Raw genomic sequence first — 17,777 nt, 5'->3', positions numbered from 1 at the left:
AGGTTTGACCTTCGCCTCCTATATTGTATGTATTACTTACTATTTAGGAGCTGTTATGACTGCCAAGATTATTGACGGCCGCAGCCTTGCTGCCGCCATGCGCAAAGGTTTTGCCGAGCGCGTCGCCGCGTTGAAGGAACATAGCGTAACGCCGGGTCTTGCGGTGCTGCTGATCGGTGACGATCCGGCATCGGCGGTCTATGTCGGCCGCAAGGTAAAGGCTTGCGAAGCCGTTGGCATAAAATCCTTCGCCCAACATCTGCCGGAATCGATCAGCAATGCCGAACTGCTCGGCCGGATCGTCGAACTGAACGCCAATCCCGAGGTTCACGGCATATTGGTTCAGCTCCCCCTGCCCCCGCAGATCGATATGGCGCAAGTATTGGAAACCATTGCGGTGGAAAAAGATGTCGACGGCTTCCACCTTTACAATGTCGGCGGGCTGGTCACCGGCAATACTGTATTCTCGCCCTGCACTCCCTTTGGTGTCGTGAAGCTGCTCGAGCACGAGAATATCCCGATCGAGGGACAGAATGTCGTCATCGTCGGTGCCAGCAATATTGTCGGCAAGCCGATGGCGCTGATGCTGATGGCGCGCGACGCGACCGTTTCAATTTGCCATGCCAAGACCCGCGACCTGGCCCAGTTCACCATATTGGCCGACATATTGATCGTCGCTGCGGGGGTCCCCAATCTGATCGTGCCGCAGATGGTCAAACATGGCGCCGTGGTCATTGACGTCGGCATAAACCGGCTCGCCGACGGCTCGATCGCCGGCGATGTCGATTTCGAAGGTGTCTCCAAGAAAGCCTCGGCGATCACGCCGGTCCCGGGCGGCGTCGGTCCGATGACCGTGACCATGCTGCTGGAAAATACGATCAAGTCCGCCGAGCATAAAGCGATATTCGAGGGCCTGGAACTCGCCTAAAGCTCGACGCAGCCGCCATCGACAAACAGGTCAACGCCATTGATGAAACTGGCGTCATCCGATGCCAGAAATAGCGCCGCCTTGGCGATTTCATCCGCCTCGCCCATCCGTTTCATCGGCACGGCCTCGCGCATGATGGCGAGCAAGGCTTCCGCGTCTTCGGCGCTGGTATCGCGGTGAACGATCGGCGTCTCGGTTGGACCGGGCGAGACCATATTGACGCGAATTTTCCGTGGCAAAAGCTCGGTCGCAAATATCCGGGCCACTGCGCGCAGTCCCGCCTTCGCAGCGGCGTATGTCGCATTGCCGGGCAGCGCCATCACCGATCCAATGGATCCCGTGACCACGATATTGCCGCCGTCCGCTATGTGCGGCAGCGCATTTTGCAGCGCAAAAAACATGCCGCGCAGATTGACCGAATGGACGCCGTCCCAGAATTCCTCTGTGACTTCGGGGATTGTTGCAAAACCGCCGACCCCGGCATTGGCGAACAATATGTCGATGCCGCCATGTTGCGCAGCAATTGTTGCGAGCGCTGCCTTTGTATCCGCAACATTGCTAACGTCTGATTGCACCGCCAGCATGCCGGTTTCGGCGCTGACGGCGTCCAGTGTTTGCTGATTGCGCCCGGTGATCGCGACCGCTGCGCCTTCCGCCTGAAAGGCCCTGGCAGCGGCCAGCCCGATACCGCTATTGCCGCCCAGAACGACGACCGATTTGCCAGTGAAACGCATGGTCAGAATATCCCGTTTTTATGGACGGATTGTGCCGGAATTTCCTGAATTACGTCCCAATGCTCGACAATTTCGTCATTTTCGCAACGGAATATGTCAACTACCGCCAAGCCCGGATCATCGGGCCAGCGTTCTACATGGACATGGACGATGACATGATCGTCATCGGCAAAGCTCTGGTGGATCGTTTGCTTCGCGTCCGGGCTCTCCTCGCGAACTTTTGCCAGAAATTGTTTTAGCGGCTCCAGTCCGGGCGCAGCGAGCAGGCTATGCTGGATATAATGGGGAGGAAGATGATCATCGACGGCATCGGGGTTCATCGCGACAAGCACCTCCTGGTACATTGCCAGCACCCGATCGAGATTTGCCTTTTCCTGTTCGCTATACGCCATTTTGCTCCTCCTCCTGCCTTTGACTATTGTAACAATTGTTAGAATATGCAAGGTGGAATTCAGAAAATACGAGAGGATGAAAATGGACCGGAATGCGCTCTATCAGGTGCTTGATGACTATCTGCACGCGCTGGATAAAGGCGATGCCTCTGCCGTCAACTGGTCCGACCATCCGCTGACATCGGAAAATAATGTCATGCTCGAACGCGGTGACGGAGTCTGGCAAACGATCGACCGTCTGGGTGAATATCAGCTGCGCTTTGCCGATAGCCAAACCGGCGGGATCGGATATTTCGGCACCATAGTCGAGCCGATGGAGGAATCGGCATTCAGCCTGCGCCTGAAGGTCGATGATGATGGCAAGGTGTCGGAAAGCGAGATGGTCATCGTCCGCAATTCTGATAGCGGGCTGGTCCTGCCCAACCCGCAATTCTATACCAAGCCGATTCTCGAGGCGAATGCCCAAGCCCCTTCGTCCCGTGCAGAAATGGAGCGCCTTTCCAACGGCTATTTCGAAACGCTCGAACTGAATGATGGCGAAATCCACACCAGATTCCATCCCGATTGCAACCGCGTCGAAAATGGTTTCCAGAGCACAAACGCTCCGGAAAATGCCGGGATCATTCCGACCACCGGAATGGGTTGTGAAGAACAGTTCCGATTGGGCTTCTACCGCTATGATGACCGGTTGCGGGCCCGGCGGTTCCCGCTGATTGACGAGGAGCGCGGCATCGTCATGGCCCATGGCTTTATCGACCATTGCGGGGCGCTGGATCGCTACCAGCTGACCAATGGCAAATGGGTCGAGAGCTTCATCCGCCGTCCGCACAGCTTCTATCTGGCGGAGATTTTCAAAATCGACCACGGGATGATCTGCCAGATCGAAGCCAATTTCATCACCGTGCCTTACCATATGCCCAGTCCCTGGGATGCGTTATGAGGAAATTTGCCGCTGCTTTTCTGCTGCTATTGGCAAGTTGCTCGGGCCAGCCGGACGGAACCGAAACCAGCGCCGATGACTGGGTGACGACGGGAGGCGACATCGGCAAATCCCATCATTCATCGCTGACCGACATTAACCGGGAAAATGTCGAAACTCTCGGTCTCGCCTGGTCTGCGGATCTCGGCACCAATCGCGTTCTGGAAGCGACACCGGTCGTCATTGACGGGATCATGTACACATCCGGCGTGGCTGGCCGGGCCTATGCATTCAACGCGGCAACCGGGGCGGAATTGTGGCGTTTCGAACCGGAGGTGGACATGCAGGTCAACCGGACAGTTTGCTGCGACATGGCCAATAGAGGTGTCGCTGTCGCCAATGGCAAAGTCTATGTCGCCGCGCTTGATGCCCAATTGTACGCGCTTGATGCGAAGACCGGTGAAATAGTCTGGCAAGCCGACACGGTTGATGACCCCGCTCGCGGCGTCAATTCTACGGGCGCGCCAGAAGTCGCTGGCGATGTTGTGGTGATCGGCAATGGCGGCGCCGAATATGATGTGCGCGGCTATGTCAGCGCTTATGATCTGGACAGCGGCAAGCTCGTCTGGCGCTTCCACACCGTGCCGCGCGATCCCAAACTGGGGCCGCAGGACCATCCCGATCTGGAAGCGGCGGTCAAGACCTGGGATCCCGACAGCCGCTGGGATATCGGCGGCGGCGGCACCCCATGGGATGCGATCAACTATGATCCGCAAACCGGCTATGTGCTGGTCGGCACCGGCAATGGCGGCCCCTATCATAGCCAGAAACGCTCGCCCAAAGGCGGCGACCAGCTGTACCTCGCTTCCATCGTTGCGCTCGATGCGAAGACCGGTCGGGTCAAATGGTATTATCAGGAAACCCCCAATGATGACTGGGATTTCACCTCGACCCAGCCGATGATCCTGACGGACATGAAGATCGACGGCGAAGAACGGCCGGTTGTGATCCATGCGCCGAAGAACGGATTTCTCTATATAATCGACCGGCGCGACGGCAAGCTGCTGAAAGCCAATGCCATTGTCCGGCAGAACTGGAACAAGGGCATTGATCCGGAGACCGGCAAACCGATACCGAACCCCGAGGCTGCGGATTACTCCAGGGGACCGAAAATCGTGTTCCCGGCAACGCCTGGCGCGCGAAACTGGCATCCGGGTAGCTATGATCCGGAAACCGGCCTCTATTATGCCCCGGTGCAGGATATGGGCAATTTGCTGTTCATGACGCCCGGGCAGAAGCCGTTCAAGGCCAAGATGCTCAACAATGATGCAGCGCTGATCTTCACGTCCGATATCGAGGCCGCCCTGCCCACATTGCCACCGCCCGTCGCAGCTGCGGTGGCGGCGCTACCCGCTTTTGCCGAGGCAAAGCGCAAGCCATATTCATCGGAATTGCGCGCCATTGATCCGTTAACCGGCAAGACCAAATGGGCGGTGCCAATGGAAGGCTGGCAGGATCGCGGCGGCGTGCTGACGACCGCATCCGGCCTGTTGTTCCAGGGCAATCTCGCCGGACAGATGCGCGTCTTTGACAAGGCAGATGGCAAGCTTTTGAAAACCATCGAAACCGGAACCACCATCCTTGCCGCGCCGATGACCTACCGCGTCGACGGGGTGCAATATGTCGCGGTGATGGCGGCCTGGGGTGGCGGCGGCTTTCCTTATGTGCCCAGCTATGCGGCAGCCTATAAGCGCGGCAATATGGGCCGCCTATTGGTGTTCAAGCTGGGCGGCGGACCTGTCGATATTCCGGATGAATTGCCGCCGCTGGAAGTAGCGGACGCACCTCCTGCTCAGAAGCCCGGTGTGACTGCGGCGACGATCGCCAAGGGTCAGGGCCTGTTTTTCGGCAATTGCGTCTTGTGCCATTCCAACCAGCCGCGTTCGATCACCCCTGATCTGCGCCGGATGCAGCCGGCCACCCATGATGTGTTCGACAAGATTGTGCTGGAGGGACTGCTGTTACCCAATGGCATGCCGAAATGGGATGACCATCTCTCGCCTCAGGATGTCGGTGCAATCCACGCCTATCTGATCGATCTGCAGGGAAAGACACGCAAGGAAGAGCTGGCCAAAAAGAAGGCGGGCGTGCCGCTTGATGCTCCTAGCCTGGCGATATTGTCCAACTATTAGCCCAAGGCGACTCGGCCAATATTTAAAGGCGAGCAGCGGCGATATCCGCCCCTTCCCTCAGTGCCTTGAGCTTTTTCCAGCAGACCTGTGGATCAATCTTGCCATATCCGGCGAAGGTTCCGAAGCCGCAATCGGTCGATGCGATAACCCGCTCAACACCGACGATATCGATAAAATGTTCGAGCCGCTGGGCAATCAGCTCCGGATGCTCGACATAGTTGGAACAGGTGTCGATCAGGCCCGGCGCCAATATTTTGCTGTCCGGAATCGTCGCGTCTGCCCAGACCTTCCATTCATGTTCGTGGCGCGGGTTGGCGGCCTCGAACAGAACCGTGTCGGGACGTGCCTTCAGGATGAGATCGACAATGCTTTCCAGCGGAATGTCGTGATCATGCGGCCCCTCGTAATTGCCCCAGCAGATGTGCATCCGCAACTTGTCCCTGGGAATATTGGCCGTCGCTGCGTTCAACGCCTCGACATTGGCCTCGGCGATCTTGAGAAAATCTGCCTCGCTGGCATCCTGATAGCCGGTGTGACGCGACATCGCGAGATCGGGGCAATCCAGTTGCAGAAAGAATCCGGCTTCGGCAATGGCTTCATATTCGGGACGCATGGCGTCGACCAGATCAGCCAGATAGGCTTCATGCGTCGGATAAAATTGATTCGGCTGGAATGCGGTGATCAGACCGGGCGAAGCGGCATTCATAAAGCCCTCGACGGACTTGCCCTCGGTAGCCTTTTTGAACCGGCGGATATCTTCATGACAAGGCTCGAGATTGACCAGCTTGACCTCGGAGATGCAGGCCGCACGGACAAATTCCTGATCACCCATGATCGCGCCCAGCTTCTTGCGAAACTCGGGCAGCGGCGCGAGATCCAGCGCGGGTTTGCGCGGTACATCGCCGCCAAAGCCGGACAAGCGCTCGGTCATATAGGTGGAATAGCCAACCTTGCCGAGTTCGCCATCGCTGACATAGGTAACACCCGCTGCAATCTGCTGGTCTACGACAGCGGATATAGCCGCCTGAACCTTGGCATCGAATTCCGCTTCGTCATAGGGCTCGCCGTGATCGCGGGCGAGCAGGAGCGGAACCAGTTCGTCGCCCCTTGGCAGACTTCCAACATGTGTGGTTGCAATCTTCATCCCATCTCCCGATCTTTATATTTTTGTATGCCTTGCTTACAATTGCAATTGACGTTCTGGTATGCAACACATACAAACATATTGAAAGTCAAACTTGCAACCAAAATTGTTGCGCATAAAATATTCTTAGGAGCAATGGACCGATGGCAAATCAACAATCACTTGAGCAGATTCTGGAAAAAGCGGGCGACACCGTTGAGCTTTTGCGCAACCAGCAGGTTGGACCAAATGTCTATCCCGGCGTTCCGGCGGAATTTTCCAACTGGCGCGTCGAGCAGCGGGCGTGGAATGACAGCTGTGTATTGTTCAACCAATCCTATCATATGGCCGAACTGATGGTTGAAGGCCCGGATGCGTTCGAATTTCTGAATGGCATTGGCATCAACAGTTTCAAGAATTTTGTCCCGGACCGCGCCAAGCAGTTTGTGCCCGTCAGCCACGATGGCTTCGTGATCGGTGATGTCATCCTCTTCTATCTGGCCGAGAATAAATTCAACCTTGTCGGCCGAGCGCCGACGCTGAACTGGATTACCTTCCACGCGGAAACCGGTGATCATGACGTGACGCTCACCTATGACGAACGGACCGCTGCGCGGCCCGATCCGGAAAACCGGCGGCACTATCGCTATCAGGTGCAAGGTCCCAATTCCGCCAAGGTGATTGAAGATGTAACCGGCAAGCCGGCTCCGGAACTGAAATTCTTCCACATGTGCTGGATGGAAATTGGCGGCAAGAAAGTCCACGCCCTGCGGCACGGTATGGCTGGTCAGCCCGGATATGAACTCATGGGTCCCTGGGAAGAGCGCGAAGCGGTGCACAGCGCATTGGTCGAAGCCGGCAAAGCGCATGACATGAAACTGGTCGGCGGCCGTACCTATTCATCCAACACGCTCGAATCGGGCTGGATCCCCTCCCCGCTGCCAGCCATCTATACTGGCGAGGCGATGAAGCCCTATCGCGAATGGCTGACCGGCAAGGATTATGAAGCCAATGCCTCCATCGGAGGCAGCTATGTTCCCGACAGCGTCGAAGGCTATTATCTCAGCCCCTGGGATCTGGGTTACGGATTTTTTGTGAAATTCGATCATGATTTCATCGGCCGCGCGGCGCTCGAAAAAATGGCAGAGCAGCCCAAGCGCAAGAAGGTCACGCTGGCGCTCGACAATGCATCGGTGACAGATGCCATTTATACCCAGTTTGAAAAAGAGGGGCTGCGCGCGAAATTCATAGACTTCCCGAGCGCGGTCTATGCGATGCATCCGTTTGACCGGGTCGAAGTCGACGGCGAGCTGATCGGCCTGTCCACCTGGATCGGCTATACCGCCAATGAAGGCAAGATGCTGACGCTGGCGATGGTCGACGAAAAATATGCCGAGCCGGGCACCGAGGTCGACTTCATCTGGGGCGAGCCGGATGGCGGCACCAGCAAGCCGACCGTCGAGCCGCATCGGCAGGTAACGATCAAGGCGATCGTCGCACCGACTCCCTATTCGGAAGTTGCGCGCACCGCCTACGCCGAGAGCTGGCGCACTAAATCAGCAAAATAAACAAAATAAACAATAAAACGAGAGGGTTATAATATGTCTGAGATTGCAGCTCTGACGGCGCGCATTGACAAGCTGGAGCATGAACTGGGGATTGAACAGGATGTAAACCAGATCCGACGACTTCAATATACATACGGATATTTCATCGACAAATCGCAATATAACGAATGTGTCGACCTGTTCGCCGAAGATGGTGACGTGTGGTTTCTCGGCGGCATTTACAAAGGCAGGGCCGGCGTAGAGCGCCTGTACAAGGAACGGTTCCAGAATATATTCACCGCCGGCCACAATGGCCCCAAATATGGCTGGCTGCTCGATCACCCGCAGCTGCAAATGGTCATAGATGTCGCCAATGATCGCAAGACCGCCCAGGTACGCGGACGTTCGATGATGCAGGCAGGCCTGCACGAAACGGCGGAAGGCGATGCCCGCGCCTGGTGGGAAGGCGGCATTTACGAGAATGAATATGTTCGCGAAAGCGGCGTCTGGAAGATCAAGGCATTGCGCTATTTCCCGCATTGGCACGGCAGTTTCGCCGACGGCTGGCAGAAGACGCCGATCGACTTCATCCCGATGGCGACGACCTGTTTCCCGGAAGATCCGCTGGGCCCCGATGAATTGATTGACCCGGTACCGCGCCTCTGGCCGGCCACGGACATTGTCGATTTCCATTATCCTCACCCGGTAACCGGCGAACCGATTGTCGTGGACAACAGCCGCGCCCGCGAAGGGTTCAAGGACTGACGCCGATGGATGCAGTGGACCTGTTGATCGCGGAACGCGCCTGTGAGCGATTGATCATCGATTATGCGGCGCTGATTGATGCGGGTGACTGGACTGCGGTCGCCGCGCTTTATGTGGCGGACGGCCGGATGAGCAGGCCCACTGCACCCGATGATTTTGTCGAAGGACGCGATGCGATTCTGGCAGCGTTTCGCGCCCGTCCGAAACGAGCCTCGCGTCATATCTGCGCCAATATACGCGTCATGGTCTCACCCGGTGGCACAGCAACGGCTTCCAGCCAGATATTGCTCTTCACCGGCCCCGACCAGGCACCAAAAGTCGGCAGCTATCAGGATCGCCTGACGCTGACGGCTGACGGCTGGCGCTTTGTCGAGCGAAGGGGCAGCCTGGACTTTTAGGAGGATTAGAGAATGACCGCTGATAGCGACGCCGCATTGAGTCCCGCCACCGCTGAAATTGACGCAAAGATCCAGTATCTGTTGCCGACTTCGCTGATCAACCGCCGTTTCTGGGCACCCGGCGAAGAATATAATACCGGCGAATATGCGCCTTATGATGTAAAAATAAGGAACGCGCGACTGGCCGGGCCATTCACGCTCGACGAACATGGCTTTGCCATCGACCGGCACCACACCGACATAAAAGACTGGACCGCCAATTACGGACCCGACGGCGAATATGCCAAACAGGTGCAGCAAGTGGTCCAGCGCATGACCGGTGCCGATCTTGTCATTCCGATGGGCGGAATGATCCGCACATCGGGAAAAACCAGCAAGGAAATGCAGCCGCCGGCTGGCGAAGCCCATGTCGACTTCACCGAGAAGTCGGCGAACAGGCTGGCGGAGATGCTCTATCGGGCGCAGCGGCCCGACGGCAAAGGCTATGATCGCTTCATCTGCTTTTCCCTATGGCGCGTGCTATCGCCACCACCGCAGGACTGGCCCCTGGCCCTCTGCGAGGGGCCGTCTGTTAAGGACGGGGAAGGCACGCATAATACAAAAGTCGATGTCGATGTCATTCCGACCGGCGATGACCTGTTTGCCGAGATCCCGGGCGAGGAGGATATGATGGCCGCGACCATATTCCGCCATTCGCCCGATCACCGCTGGTGGTATTTTCCGGACATGACGGAAGATGAGATTATCTTCATCAAATTCTACGATTCCGACCATAGCGGCGCATGGCGCGCGCCGCATACCGCCTTTCCCGACACCAGCCGCCCGGATGCGATCGAGCGCCGCAGTTTCGAATTTCGCGGCACTGCCTATTTCACCAATGACTAGGAGCAGAAAGCCATGACCGCGCTACCCGCCACGAGTGACGATGGTGCATTTTGGGATCTGTGGCTAACGCCTTATTTTCTGCCCTGCATTACGGCGGCAGATGAAGTCGGCACATTTGCCGCGATTTCCGGTGAAGCACTGACGACAGAGGCTCTGGCCAAACGGCTGGGCGCGGAAGCCAGGGCTCTCGGCATCCATCTCGGATTGCTGGCTGCCCTCGGCATGGTCGAACGGCGGGGTGGCAAATGGCGTTCCACGGCGCTGGCCCGCACCTGGATGCATCCGGAAGCGGAAGGCTATTATGGCCCTCTGCTTGGCAGTTTTCAGGAAGCAATGCCGCTGCACAAGCAGATGGTCGAAACGCTTCAGACCGGCGAGAAAGGGTCCGAAAGCCTTTCCTACACCGAGGAATGGGAGCGTGGAGCGCTGCCTCAGGAAATGGCCGACCATATCGCGGCGTTCATGAATTCTCACAGTATTGCGGCTGCAAAAGCCGTAGCGCAACTGCCGGTAATCTCCAAAATCGAAAGACTGCTGGATGTCGGCGGCGGCTCGGCTGTTTTCTCGATCGAAATGGCGCAGGCGAATGCTGCCCTCCATGCGACAGTGCTTGAGATTGATACCATGTGCGTATCCGCGCAGCGCTATATCGAAAATGCAGGTGCTGCTGACTGGGTCGCTACTGTCGCGGTCGACATGTTCCGGCAGGACTGGCCCACAGGATATGACGCCCATTTCTTTTCCAATATATTCCATGACTGGTCGGACGAGACATGCAAATTGCTGGCCGGGAAGTCTTTCGCGGCGCTCCCGTCCGGAGGCCGGATCATGCTCCATGAAATATTGATGGATGATCATGGCACCGGGCCGCTCGTCGCGGCGGCCTTCTCCATGCTCATGCTGCTGGGAACCAGAGGCCGGCAATATTCGCTGCCGGAATTTACCGAAATTCTGGAAAGCGTCGGCTTCGTCAACGTTCAGGCAGAACGCACCGGCGGCGGATATTATTCGCTGGTCACTGCAGACAAACCGTAAAAGGGAACCGACATGCTATCGACCATGGACAAGCCGCATCTCGAATTTGCCTTTGAATGCCGGCTCAAATTCACCCGCGTGCTCAGTATCCCGGGCTTGCCGCAAGGCGGGATGCGCAGCGCCGTGCTGGTCGATGAGGGCACATTTGAAGGACCCAGATTGCGCGGCAAGGCGATCCCCAATTCCGGCGGTGACTATGCGCATTTCGGCGAGGATGATACCGCCCGCTTTGATGCCCGCTATTGCCTGGAAGAAGACGACGGGACGATCATCTATATGCAGAACCGAGGCTTTCTCTGGGGCCGTTCCCCCGACGCGATGAACCGGCTTCGCGCATGGGCTTTCGACAATGGGCCTGCGGTTGATCATGCTGACTATTATCTGCGCGGCCAGCCGACCTTCGAAGTATCCGCGGGCAAGCATGACTGGCTGACCCGCCATGTCTTTGTTGGCGTGGGCGAACGCAAGCCGGACGGCAATTTACTGCGCTATTATGCGCTGACCTGAGAAGCTTTTTTCAGGGAATCTGCTGCTTCAGAAACGCCCGGTTTTCCTCGATCATCTGGCGCACGGAACGGGCTTTCCTGCCGGTCAGTTTTTCCACGTCATCGGTACAGATATCCAGATAGCCTTCGCGGATGCTGCGCTCGAAACTGACCATGTCATCGCTGTTCCAGGGAATGCCGGCGACTGTCTGGTCATCAATCGGTTCGCGCGGGATGCCCATCGCATCGAACATGGCATACATGCCGTCATCATCCGTCTCGGCCAGCTGGACCGCGCAGCCGACAATATCGTTCAGCATGGCCACGACCTCGGCAAAATTTTCGCTGCTTGGTCCGGTGATCGGATAGGCCTTGTTCTCGTGGCCATCCTGGGTCAGCACCGCAACGGCGCTAGCCACGCAATCCTCTCGCCAGACCATCGCTTCCTTGCCGCCGGCCGTGCTCGTCTGCCAGAGGCCCGACGCGATAAAGCCGGGCCCGGCATTCAGGATCATCGCGCCGGCATAATGGGCATCGCGCATGAAGGTCCAGCTGCAGCCGCTTTGCCGGATCAGCTTTTCCGTTTCGCGGTGGTCGATGGTGACTATCGCGGGATTGTCCTCCTCGACATTGACGAAGCTGGTGTAGACAATATGCTGCACACCGTTGGCGGCCGCTGCATCAACGGCCGCTTTGTGCTGCTGTACACGTGCGCCAACCCTGGTGCCGGATATAAGCAACATCCTGTCGGCACCCGCGACTGCTTCAGCCAAAGTCTCCGGCTTGTCGAAATCGCCATATCGCACCGTGCAGCCTTGCGCGATGCGATCATCCAGCCTGGCTGGCGTCCGCGAGATCAGGATCAGATCTTCTCCACGCCCCATGGCGATTAGCTTGTCGGTGGCCGAGCGCCCGTACTGACCGGACGCGCCGGTAATGACAATTTTCGTCATGCGGCAGCGTCAAGCTTTGCCTGGCTGACCCACCAGCCATGGATTTGCGGCCGCAGCCTCTCCGGTATCGAAATTTTCGCGACCGGTCCGGCTCCAACATTGCCAGCCTCGATGATCCAGCATTGATGTTTGAAATCTTCCGGTCCGGTCTGTTCGTCAACAACTGCGACCAGCCATCCTTCATGGCCATTTTGTGTCGACGGCACATGCACAGGCTCCTCGATACAATGCGCGGGAGGCAATGGCATGGCCTGCGGTGGTCCGCCATTCAGATCGATGCGCATCAGCATATTGAACATCACGCCAACCGGCCCCCCAAAAACTGGTGGTCCCAGCATTTCGGGGTTCATCGTCAATATCCAGCCATGGTCATAATCCCTGCCCTGCCTGTCTGCCGCTATGACCGGAAAGTCGCCCGATGGACCAATGGACGTTTCGACAATTTCATTGCTGTCGCTGTTCATGTCGAGCGTCCAGCGGGCAAGCCTGCCGCCCATTTCCCATGGCGGAATGTTGAGCCCCGACACGCGCTGCACGAACGGAAATGCGTTTACATTGGAAAGGCACTGATCAAACAGGATGCGTCCGTCGGCATCTTCATGCGCGTTCATCATATGATAACAGGACACGCCCTTGGGCCCCTTGAACCATCGCATTTCGGACACATCGCCATAGCGCGGCATCACGCCGACCCAGCTTTCCAGCTCCATTTCATGACCCCAGTGATCGCCGCCCGCCTTCAGCCGGTCGAGGTCGGAAGTCGTCGGATAGATCGGGAATAGCGCATGGTTTTCGGTGATCGTGAAATCGTGCATCATCGCGCAATAGGGTGCATCAAACCATTGTTCGCGGGTCAGTTCACCATCCTTGTCGACAATGAAATAGGCCACTTTGGTCGAGGCAAGGCCATCGGCTTCATAGCCGAACATGAACATCTCGCCGGTCTCCGGGTCGATGCGCGCGTGGGCGGTCACGGTTTCGGACTTCAGCTTTCCGCCAAAGTCATGCGAGCCGATGGTTTCGAGCGTGTTCGGGTCAACCCGATAGGGCCTGCCATCTTCCTTCGCCAGCAACAGCCGTCCGGCGTGCCAGATCGGCGTGGTGTTGGCGACCGTCCGGTCCAGCCCCTTTGCCTCGGGCTTGTCGGTATAGGGATTGCGATATTTACCGAATATCGCTTCGCCAGCCGCGTCCTCGGCCTTGTGGCGTTCGGTCTGAACATAGCGCATTGAGATAGCAGCCTTGCCGTCACCCAGCCTTATGGCAGAAATCATGCCGTCGCCGGACAAGGACGCAGCGCCATCTTCGATGAACGGAGGATAGGCCGGATCCGGAACCGCGCGGAAAAACGTACCCGCCACTTCTGCCGGTATCTTTCCTTCTACTTCCAGATCCGTGTGATCATATTCCCGACCAATGGGCTTGTTGAGCCCGAAATAATCAGGCGTTCCCGGAAATTCTGCCATGCCACTCTCCCAACAATAACATTTGTTAGTTTTCTAGCGCAAATGGCTTGGCTGCGCAAGCTCGGTCAGTCGTACCAATAGGCGACGGCTCGCATCTCCACACTGGCGCGGGGATGGCAGTCTTCCGGCACCTGCGGGTGATCAAAGGCAACATGCGGCACCGGGTTTTGATATTCGGAATCGCTGGTCTTGAAGATCAGGGCTTCGTCAATCGCCATATCGGAAAACCAGTGCCAGCGATGCGCATCATCATGCGCGATGAGATAGCTTTCGAAGCCCCAGTCCGGCTTGCCCGCTTCATCGAACAGAGCGTCGGCGATCAGCAGATCATCCGCGCTGACGGACCGCGCATCACAGAGCGCAAGCGGCACGTCCTGCGGCGGACCTGAAAAAGAGCGCCAGACATTATAATGGGCATAGCGGCGAACCTTGGTGCCTTCCGGCTGGCTGGCCTGCGCAAATCCTCTGGCCGTTTCCGCACTGGTGTCGATATGGGCAAAGCGGGCCGGCATGCTGTTGTTATGCGCGCCGGCCTCGGCGCTTTTTTCGCTGAAGCGCAAGATTCCCGGACCTGAAACGATGAGCATATCTGCACCGGTTTCAGCCTTGAGCAGCGCGATGATTTCATCGGCATGGATCGCGGCAATTTGGGCCCGATCGGTAAAATCCGTCACGGCACTGGCGTGGTGCACGAGCTTGAAGCCTTCTTTGTCCAGATTCGGCGCGCAAGCCCTGGCATCGATCAAGGGCATCAAGCGGCCTTCGACCACCACCGTATCCTTGCTATGATCATTGGCATAATAGCGCTGGCGAAAATCGGTGCGCGCCGCGTAATTGATAATGGCATCGATCGTCATCAGGCAAATTCCTCGGTGTCGATGGTTTTCTGGATCATCTCACCGTAGCGTGGTCCGGCGACGCTTGCCTGATTGATCAGCGCATCGAGCCGCGCCTGCGTTTCAGCTGAAGGTTCCCAGTCCCAGCGAGCGAGATTTTCCTCGAGATGGGCGATGGCAGCGGTTCCGGGGATAGCGACAATATGTTCGCCTCTGGACAAGACCCAGGCCAGTGAAAGCTGCGCCGGGGTTACGCCTTCTTCCGCCGCGATCGCATTATACTGATCGACCAAATGCAGGTTTTTCGGCCAGTTGTCTTCGTTGAAACGGGGCATGTTGCGGCGCAGATCCTTCTCCGCCAGCGCATTCACATCGCGCACGCCATTGGCCAAAACGCCGCGCCCAACCGGAGAGAAGGCAACCAGCGTTGTGCCCAGTTCACGGCAGGCTTCGAGAACCGCAATTTCCGGATTTCGCGTCCACAACGAATATTCGGTCTGAACCGCCGCAATGGGATGCTCCGCCGCTGCTTTTCTCAAGGTTTCGGCGGACATTTCGGACAATCCGATGCTGCCGATTTTCCCTTCCTTGATAAGCTCCGCCATCGCGCCAACCGATTCCTCAATCGGCACATTAAAGTCCCGGCGGTGCATATAATAGAGATCGATATGATCGGTTTGCAGGCGGATTAAAGATTCCTCGACACATCGGCGGATCGCCGCTGGGCTGCAATCAACACCGCGTCTGTCGCCATCAATCACCAGCCCCATTTTGGTCGCGAGGAAAAACTCTTCCCGGCGACCATTCAGAGCATTGCCGATCAGCGTTTCATTATGACCAAGTCCGTAAATATTCGCCGTATCAAGATGATCATAGCCGAGATCGAGCGCACGGTGCAGCAGCTTCGATGCATCCTCTTCCGGCGGCGGCACGCCATAGGCCCAGGATAGAGACATGCAGCCGAGCCCGACCGGATTGACGCTGTGGCCGTTGATGGTGCGTTTTGAAATGCTCATAAAGGTAGCCCTACATAATTTTCCGCGATGCTTGTCTGCGCAGCAACGCTGCTTGCGATATAGTCCAGTTCCGCCATCTGCATTTGCCGTTCAAACGGTCCATCCTCGGGAAAGCGGTGCATCAGCTTGGTAAGCGACCAGCTGAAGCGTTCCGACTTCCATATTCTTGCCAAGGCTTTTGCCGAATAGCCCGCGATGGCATCATTATCGCCCTGTTTGAAAAAGCCGATCAATGCGTCGGACAGATAGGCAACATCGGATGCGGCGAGGTTCAATCCCTTGGCACCGGTCGGCGGAACAATATGCGCTGCGTCCCCGGCGAGAAACAGACGGCCATGGCGCATCGGCTCGAACACGTAGGATCGCAGCGGCGCGATGCTTTTCTCGATCGACGGCCCGCGCGTGATATTGGCCGCCGCTTCCGGGCCGAGGCGGACAGCAAGTTCATCCCAAAGGCGCTCATCAGACCAGTCCTCGACTTTCTCGGTCAGGGGAACATCGATATAATAGCGGCTGCGCGTCTTCGACCGCATCGATGCAAGCGCAAATCCGCGGTCGTGATTGGCGTAGATCAGTTCGTCATGACAGGGCGGAACGTCGGCCAACATGCCCAGCCAGCCGAACGGATAGACGCGTTCGAATTCCTTCGCCACTTTAGCAGGAATCGCCTTTCGTGACGGACCATAATAGCCATCACAACCGGCGATAAATTGCGCGTCCAAGCGCTGGCCCGCACCATCCTTTTCGAAGGTGACATAGGGAATGTCGCTATCGACATCGTGGAGCGAAACATCTGCTGCTTCGTAGATGATCTCGAGGCCGCGTTCGGCAGCCGCATCCATCAGATCGCGGGTCACTTCGGTCTGGCCATAGACCGTCACATATTTGCCGGTAAGGCCCAGCGTATCGATGCGGATCAGCCGTTCGCCATCGGCAAGCGCGAAGCCTGCTTCCTTCAGCCCCTCGGCATTCAATCGCTCGTTAATGCCCAGCCGGTCCATCAGATCCGTGGTTGTGCGTTCCAGAACGCCTGCCCTGATCCGGCCCAGCACATATTCCGGTGCCCGGCGCTCGACGATGACACAGTCGATACCCTCGGCGCGGAGCAAATGACCCAATAATAATCCAGCCGGCCCCGCACCAATTATGGCAACCCGGGTTTTCACCCGAGCTGCTGCTCCAGATCGTGAAGAACCTTGTAGCAAGGCAATACTTGCGCAACCGAACTGTTCGGTTCGCGGCCTTCGCGGATGGCAGCAATGAATTCGCGGTCCTGCAATTCGATACCGTTCATCGACACATCGACCTTGGACACGTCAATGACCTCTTCCTTGCCGTTCACCAGGTCGTCGTAGCGCGCAATATAGGTGTCGGTATCGCCGATATAGCGGAAGAAGGTCCCCAGCGGCCCGTCATTGTTGAAGCTGAGCGACAAGGTGCAGATCGCGCCGCTTTCCGCCTTCAGCTGGATCGACATGTCCATCGCAATGCCCAGTTCCGGATGGATCGGCCCCTGGATGGCATTGGCCTGGATGATCGGGCCGGCCTGATAAGCGAACAGATCGACAGTATGTGCCGCATGGTGCCAGAGCAGATGGTCGGTCCAGCTGCGTGGCTGGCCCTTGGCGTTCATATTCTGGCGGCGGAAGAAATAGGTCTGTACGTCCATTTGCTGGATATTGAACTCGCCAGCCGCAATCTTCTTGTGAACATATTGATGGGAGGGATTGAAGCGCCGGGTGTGGCCGACCATGCAGACAAGGCCGGTTTCCTTCTGCTTGTCCAGCACTGCCTCGGCATCGGCCCAGCTGTCGGCCAGCGGAATTTCCACCTCGACATGCTTGCCGGCATTCATCGCCTTGATTGCCTGGTCGGCGTGCATCTGCGTCGGTGTGGCCAATATCACCGCATCGACATCATCCCGCTCCAGCATCGCTTCATAATCGGTGGTCGCAAAACCGACCCCATATTTTTCGGCCATCGCCTGCGTCGGTTCCAGCCGCCGGCCAACCAAGGCAGTAACCTCGACACCTTCGATGTTCTTCAGGCCGTCGAGATGTTTTTCACCAAAAGCGCCGCCACCGGCGAGTGCAATTCTCATGA

General features: G+C 57.4%; 18 protein-coding genes. 9 read left to right on the top strand and 9 right to left on the bottom strand.

The genetic code is table 11. The annotated features are described in order from the left end of the window. Positions 1 to 55: 55 nt before the first annotated feature. Entirely contained in the window at positions 56 to 928 is an 873-nt protein-coding gene (folD, locus tag AZE99_RS04595; RefSeq protein WP_067198452.1) for a bifunctional methylenetetrahydrofolate dehydrogenase/methenyltetrahydrofolate cyclohydrolase FolD, read from the top strand. On the opposite strand, the gene AZE99_RS04590 is transcribed toward folD, so the two are convergent. Beyond that, entirely contained in the window at positions 925 to 1,662 is a 738-nt protein-coding gene (locus AZE99_RS04590; protein ID WP_067198450.1) for an SDR family oxidoreductase, read from the bottom strand. The genes folD and AZE99_RS04590 overlap by 4 nt on opposite strands. Positions 1,663 to 1,664: 2 nt before the next feature. Continuing rightward, positions 1,665 to 2,054 (bottom strand): nuclear transport factor 2 family protein, encoded by a 390-nt coding sequence (locus AZE99_RS04585; RefSeq protein ID WP_067198449.1) that lies wholly within the window; start codon positions 2,052 to 2,054, stop codon positions 1,665 to 1,667. Positions 2,055 to 2,136: 82 nt separating this feature from the next. Here AZE99_RS04585 and AZE99_RS04580 point away from each other — a divergent pair, with 82 nt between their 5' ends. Beyond that, positions 2,137 to 2,994 (top strand): hypothetical protein, encoded by an 858-nt coding sequence (locus AZE99_RS04580; protein ID WP_067203274.1) that lies wholly within the window; start codon positions 2,137 to 2,139, stop codon positions 2,992 to 2,994. After that, positions 2,991 to 5,165, top strand: coding sequence for a PQQ-dependent dehydrogenase, methanol/ethanol family (locus AZE99_RS04575; RefSeq protein ID WP_067198447.1), 2,175 nt, complete (start codon positions 2,991 to 2,993; stop codon positions 5,163 to 5,165). The genes AZE99_RS04580 and AZE99_RS04575 overlap by 4 nt, the downstream gene beginning before the upstream one ends. Before the next feature lie 22 nt (positions 5,166 to 5,187). On the opposite strand, the gene AZE99_RS04570 is transcribed toward AZE99_RS04575, so the two are convergent. Continuing rightward, positions 5,188 to 6,309, bottom strand: a complete 1,122-nt coding sequence (locus AZE99_RS04570) for a cobalamin-independent methionine synthase II family protein (protein WP_067198445.1) — start codon at positions 6,307 to 6,309, stop codon at positions 5,188 to 5,190. 143 nt (positions 6,310 to 6,452) lie between these two features. Here AZE99_RS04570 and desA point away from each other — a divergent pair, with 143 nt between their 5' ends. The 6 genes from desA to AZE99_RS04540 are packed head-to-tail and all read left to right on the top strand — an operon-like array spanning position 6,453 to position 11,425. Continuing rightward, positions 6,453 to 7,856 carry a syringate O-demethylase gene (gene desA / locus AZE99_RS04565; protein ID WP_067198444.1) on the top strand — a complete coding sequence of 468 codons (1,404 nt, stop codon included), beginning with the start codon at positions 6,453 to 6,455 and terminating at the stop codon, positions 7,854 to 7,856. 33 nt (positions 7,857 to 7,889) lie between these two features. Beyond that, positions 7,890 to 8,600 (top strand): nuclear transport factor 2 family protein, encoded by a 711-nt coding sequence (locus AZE99_RS04560; RefSeq protein ID WP_067198442.1) that lies wholly within the window; start codon positions 7,890 to 7,892, stop codon positions 8,598 to 8,600. Positions 8,601 to 8,605: 5 nt separating this feature from the next. After that, positions 8,606 to 8,998: a nuclear transport factor 2 family protein gene (locus AZE99_RS04555; protein WP_067198441.1), complete on the top strand. Its 393-nt coding sequence runs from the start codon at positions 8,606 to 8,608 to the stop codon at positions 8,996 to 8,998. Positions 8,999 to 9,010: 12 nt separating this feature from the next. Continuing rightward, positions 9,011 to 9,883, top strand: a complete 873-nt coding sequence (locus AZE99_RS04550) for a CmcJ/NvfI family oxidoreductase (protein WP_067198439.1) — start codon at positions 9,011 to 9,013, stop codon at positions 9,881 to 9,883. A 12-nt stretch (positions 9,884 to 9,895) separates the two neighbouring features. Continuing rightward, positions 9,896 to 10,918, top strand: a complete 1,023-nt coding sequence (locus tag AZE99_RS04545; protein WP_067198437.1) for a methyltransferase — start codon at positions 9,896 to 9,898, stop codon at positions 10,916 to 10,918. 12 nt (positions 10,919 to 10,930) lie between these two features. Then, the gene (locus AZE99_RS04540; protein ID WP_067198435.1) at positions 10,931 to 11,425 is read left to right on the top strand and encodes a DUF3237 domain-containing protein; all 495 of its coding nucleotides are present in this window, start codon (positions 10,931 to 10,933) and stop codon (positions 11,423 to 11,425) included. A 10-nt stretch (positions 11,426 to 11,435) separates the two neighbouring features. On the opposite strand, the gene AZE99_RS04535 is transcribed toward AZE99_RS04540, so the two are convergent. The 6 genes from AZE99_RS04535 to AZE99_RS04510 all read right to left on the bottom strand — a co-directional run bounded on the left by AZE99_RS04535 (position 11,436) and on the right by AZE99_RS04510 (position 17,775). Next, positions 11,436 to 12,356: an NAD(P)H-binding protein gene (locus AZE99_RS04535; protein WP_067198433.1), complete on the bottom strand. Its 921-nt coding sequence runs from the start codon at positions 12,354 to 12,356 to the stop codon at positions 11,436 to 11,438. Further along, positions 12,353 to 13,822, bottom strand: coding sequence for a carotenoid oxygenase family protein (locus AZE99_RS04530; protein WP_067198431.1), 1,470 nt, complete (start codon positions 13,820 to 13,822; stop codon positions 12,353 to 12,355). The genes AZE99_RS04535 and AZE99_RS04530 overlap by 4 nt, the downstream gene beginning before the upstream one ends. A gap of 65 nt (positions 13,823 to 13,887) precedes the next feature. Then, positions 13,888 to 14,679, bottom strand: a complete 792-nt coding sequence (locus tag AZE99_RS04525; protein WP_067198429.1) for a CmcJ/NvfI family oxidoreductase — start codon at positions 14,677 to 14,679, stop codon at positions 13,888 to 13,890. Next, complete coding sequence (locus AZE99_RS04520) at positions 14,679 to 15,674, bottom strand: aldo/keto reductase (protein WP_067198427.1); 996 nt, start codon at positions 15,672 to 15,674, stop codon at positions 14,679 to 14,681. The genes AZE99_RS04525 and AZE99_RS04520 overlap by 1 nt, the downstream gene beginning before the upstream one ends. Then, positions 15,671 to 16,840 (bottom strand): 4-hydroxybenzoate 3-monooxygenase, encoded by a 1,170-nt coding sequence (gene pobA, locus AZE99_RS04515; RefSeq protein WP_067198425.1) that lies wholly within the window; start codon positions 16,838 to 16,840, stop codon positions 15,671 to 15,673. The genes AZE99_RS04520 and pobA overlap by 4 nt, the downstream gene beginning before the upstream one ends. Continuing rightward, positions 16,837 to 17,775, bottom strand: coding sequence for a Gfo/Idh/MocA family oxidoreductase (locus tag AZE99_RS04510; RefSeq protein WP_067198423.1), 939 nt, complete (start codon positions 17,773 to 17,775; stop codon positions 16,837 to 16,839). Before AZE99_RS04510 ends, pobA begins: the two co-directional genes overlap by 4 nt. Between the last annotated feature and the right edge of the window lie 2 nt (positions 17,776 to 17,777).

Origin of the sequence: Sphingorhabdus sp. M41 (genome assembly GCF_001586275.1) — a bacterium.
GTDB lineage: Bacteria > Pseudomonadota > Alphaproteobacteria > Sphingomonadales > Sphingomonadaceae > Parasphingorhabdus.
Note: the sequence above shows the minus strand (reverse complement) of the source record. Positions and strands in the feature narration are given on the sequence as shown.

Bases quoted from the DNA above. Each gene is read 5' to 3' on its own strand.
- AZE99_RS04525 (WP_067198429.1), bottom strand. From the start codon at position 14,679: ATGACGATCGATGCCATTATCAATTACGCGGCGCGCACCGATTTTCGC.
- AZE99_RS04580 (WP_067203274.1), top strand. From the start codon at position 2,137: ATGGACCGGAATGCGCTCTATCAGGTGCTTGATGACTATCTGCACGCG.
- AZE99_RS04535 (WP_067198433.1), bottom strand. From the start codon at position 12,356: ATGACGAAAATTGTCATTACCGGCGCGTCCGGTCAGTACGGGCGCTCG.
- AZE99_RS04520 (WP_067198427.1), bottom strand. From the start codon at position 15,674: ATGAGCATTTCAAAACGCACCATCAACGGCCACAGCGTCAATCCGGTC.
- AZE99_RS04560 (WP_067198442.1), top strand. From the start codon at position 7,890: ATGTCTGAGATTGCAGCTCTGACGGCGCGCATTGACAAGCTGGAGCAT.
- AZE99_RS04545 (WP_067198437.1), top strand. From the start codon at position 9,896: ATGACCGCGCTACCCGCCACGAGTGACGATGGTGCATTTTGGGATCTG.
- AZE99_RS04540 (WP_067198435.1), top strand. From the start codon at position 10,931: ATGCTATCGACCATGGACAAGCCGCATCTCGAATTTGCCTTTGAATGC.
- desA (WP_067198444.1), top strand. From the start codon at position 6,453: ATGGCAAATCAACAATCACTTGAGCAGATTCTGGAAAAAGCGGGCGAC.
- AZE99_RS04575 (WP_067198447.1), top strand. From the start codon at position 2,991: ATGAGGAAATTTGCCGCTGCTTTTCTGCTGCTATTGGCAAGTTGCTCG.
- AZE99_RS04530 (WP_067198431.1), bottom strand. From the start codon at position 13,822: ATGGCAGAATTTCCGGGAACGCCTGATTATTTCGGGCTCAACAAGCCC.
- AZE99_RS04550 (WP_067198439.1), top strand. From the start codon at position 9,011: ATGACCGCTGATAGCGACGCCGCATTGAGTCCCGCCACCGCTGAAATT.
- AZE99_RS04510 (WP_067198423.1), bottom strand. From the start codon at position 17,775: ATGAGAATTGCACTCGCCGGTGGCGGCGCTTTTGGTGAAAAACATCTC.
- AZE99_RS04585 (WP_067198449.1), bottom strand. From the start codon at position 2,054: ATGGCGTATAGCGAACAGGAAAAGGCAAATCTCGATCGGGTGCTGGCA.
- folD (WP_067198452.1), top strand. From the start codon at position 56: ATGACTGCCAAGATTATTGACGGCCGCAGCCTTGCTGCCGCCATGCGC.
- AZE99_RS04590 (WP_067198450.1), bottom strand. From the start codon at position 1,662: ATGCGTTTCACTGGCAAATCGGTCGTCGTTCTGGGCGGCAATAGCGGT.
- AZE99_RS04570 (WP_067198445.1), bottom strand. From the start codon at position 6,309: ATGAAGATTGCAACCACACATGTTGGAAGTCTGCCAAGGGGCGACGAA.
- AZE99_RS04555 (WP_067198441.1), top strand. From the start codon at position 8,606: ATGGATGCAGTGGACCTGTTGATCGCGGAACGCGCCTGTGAGCGATTG.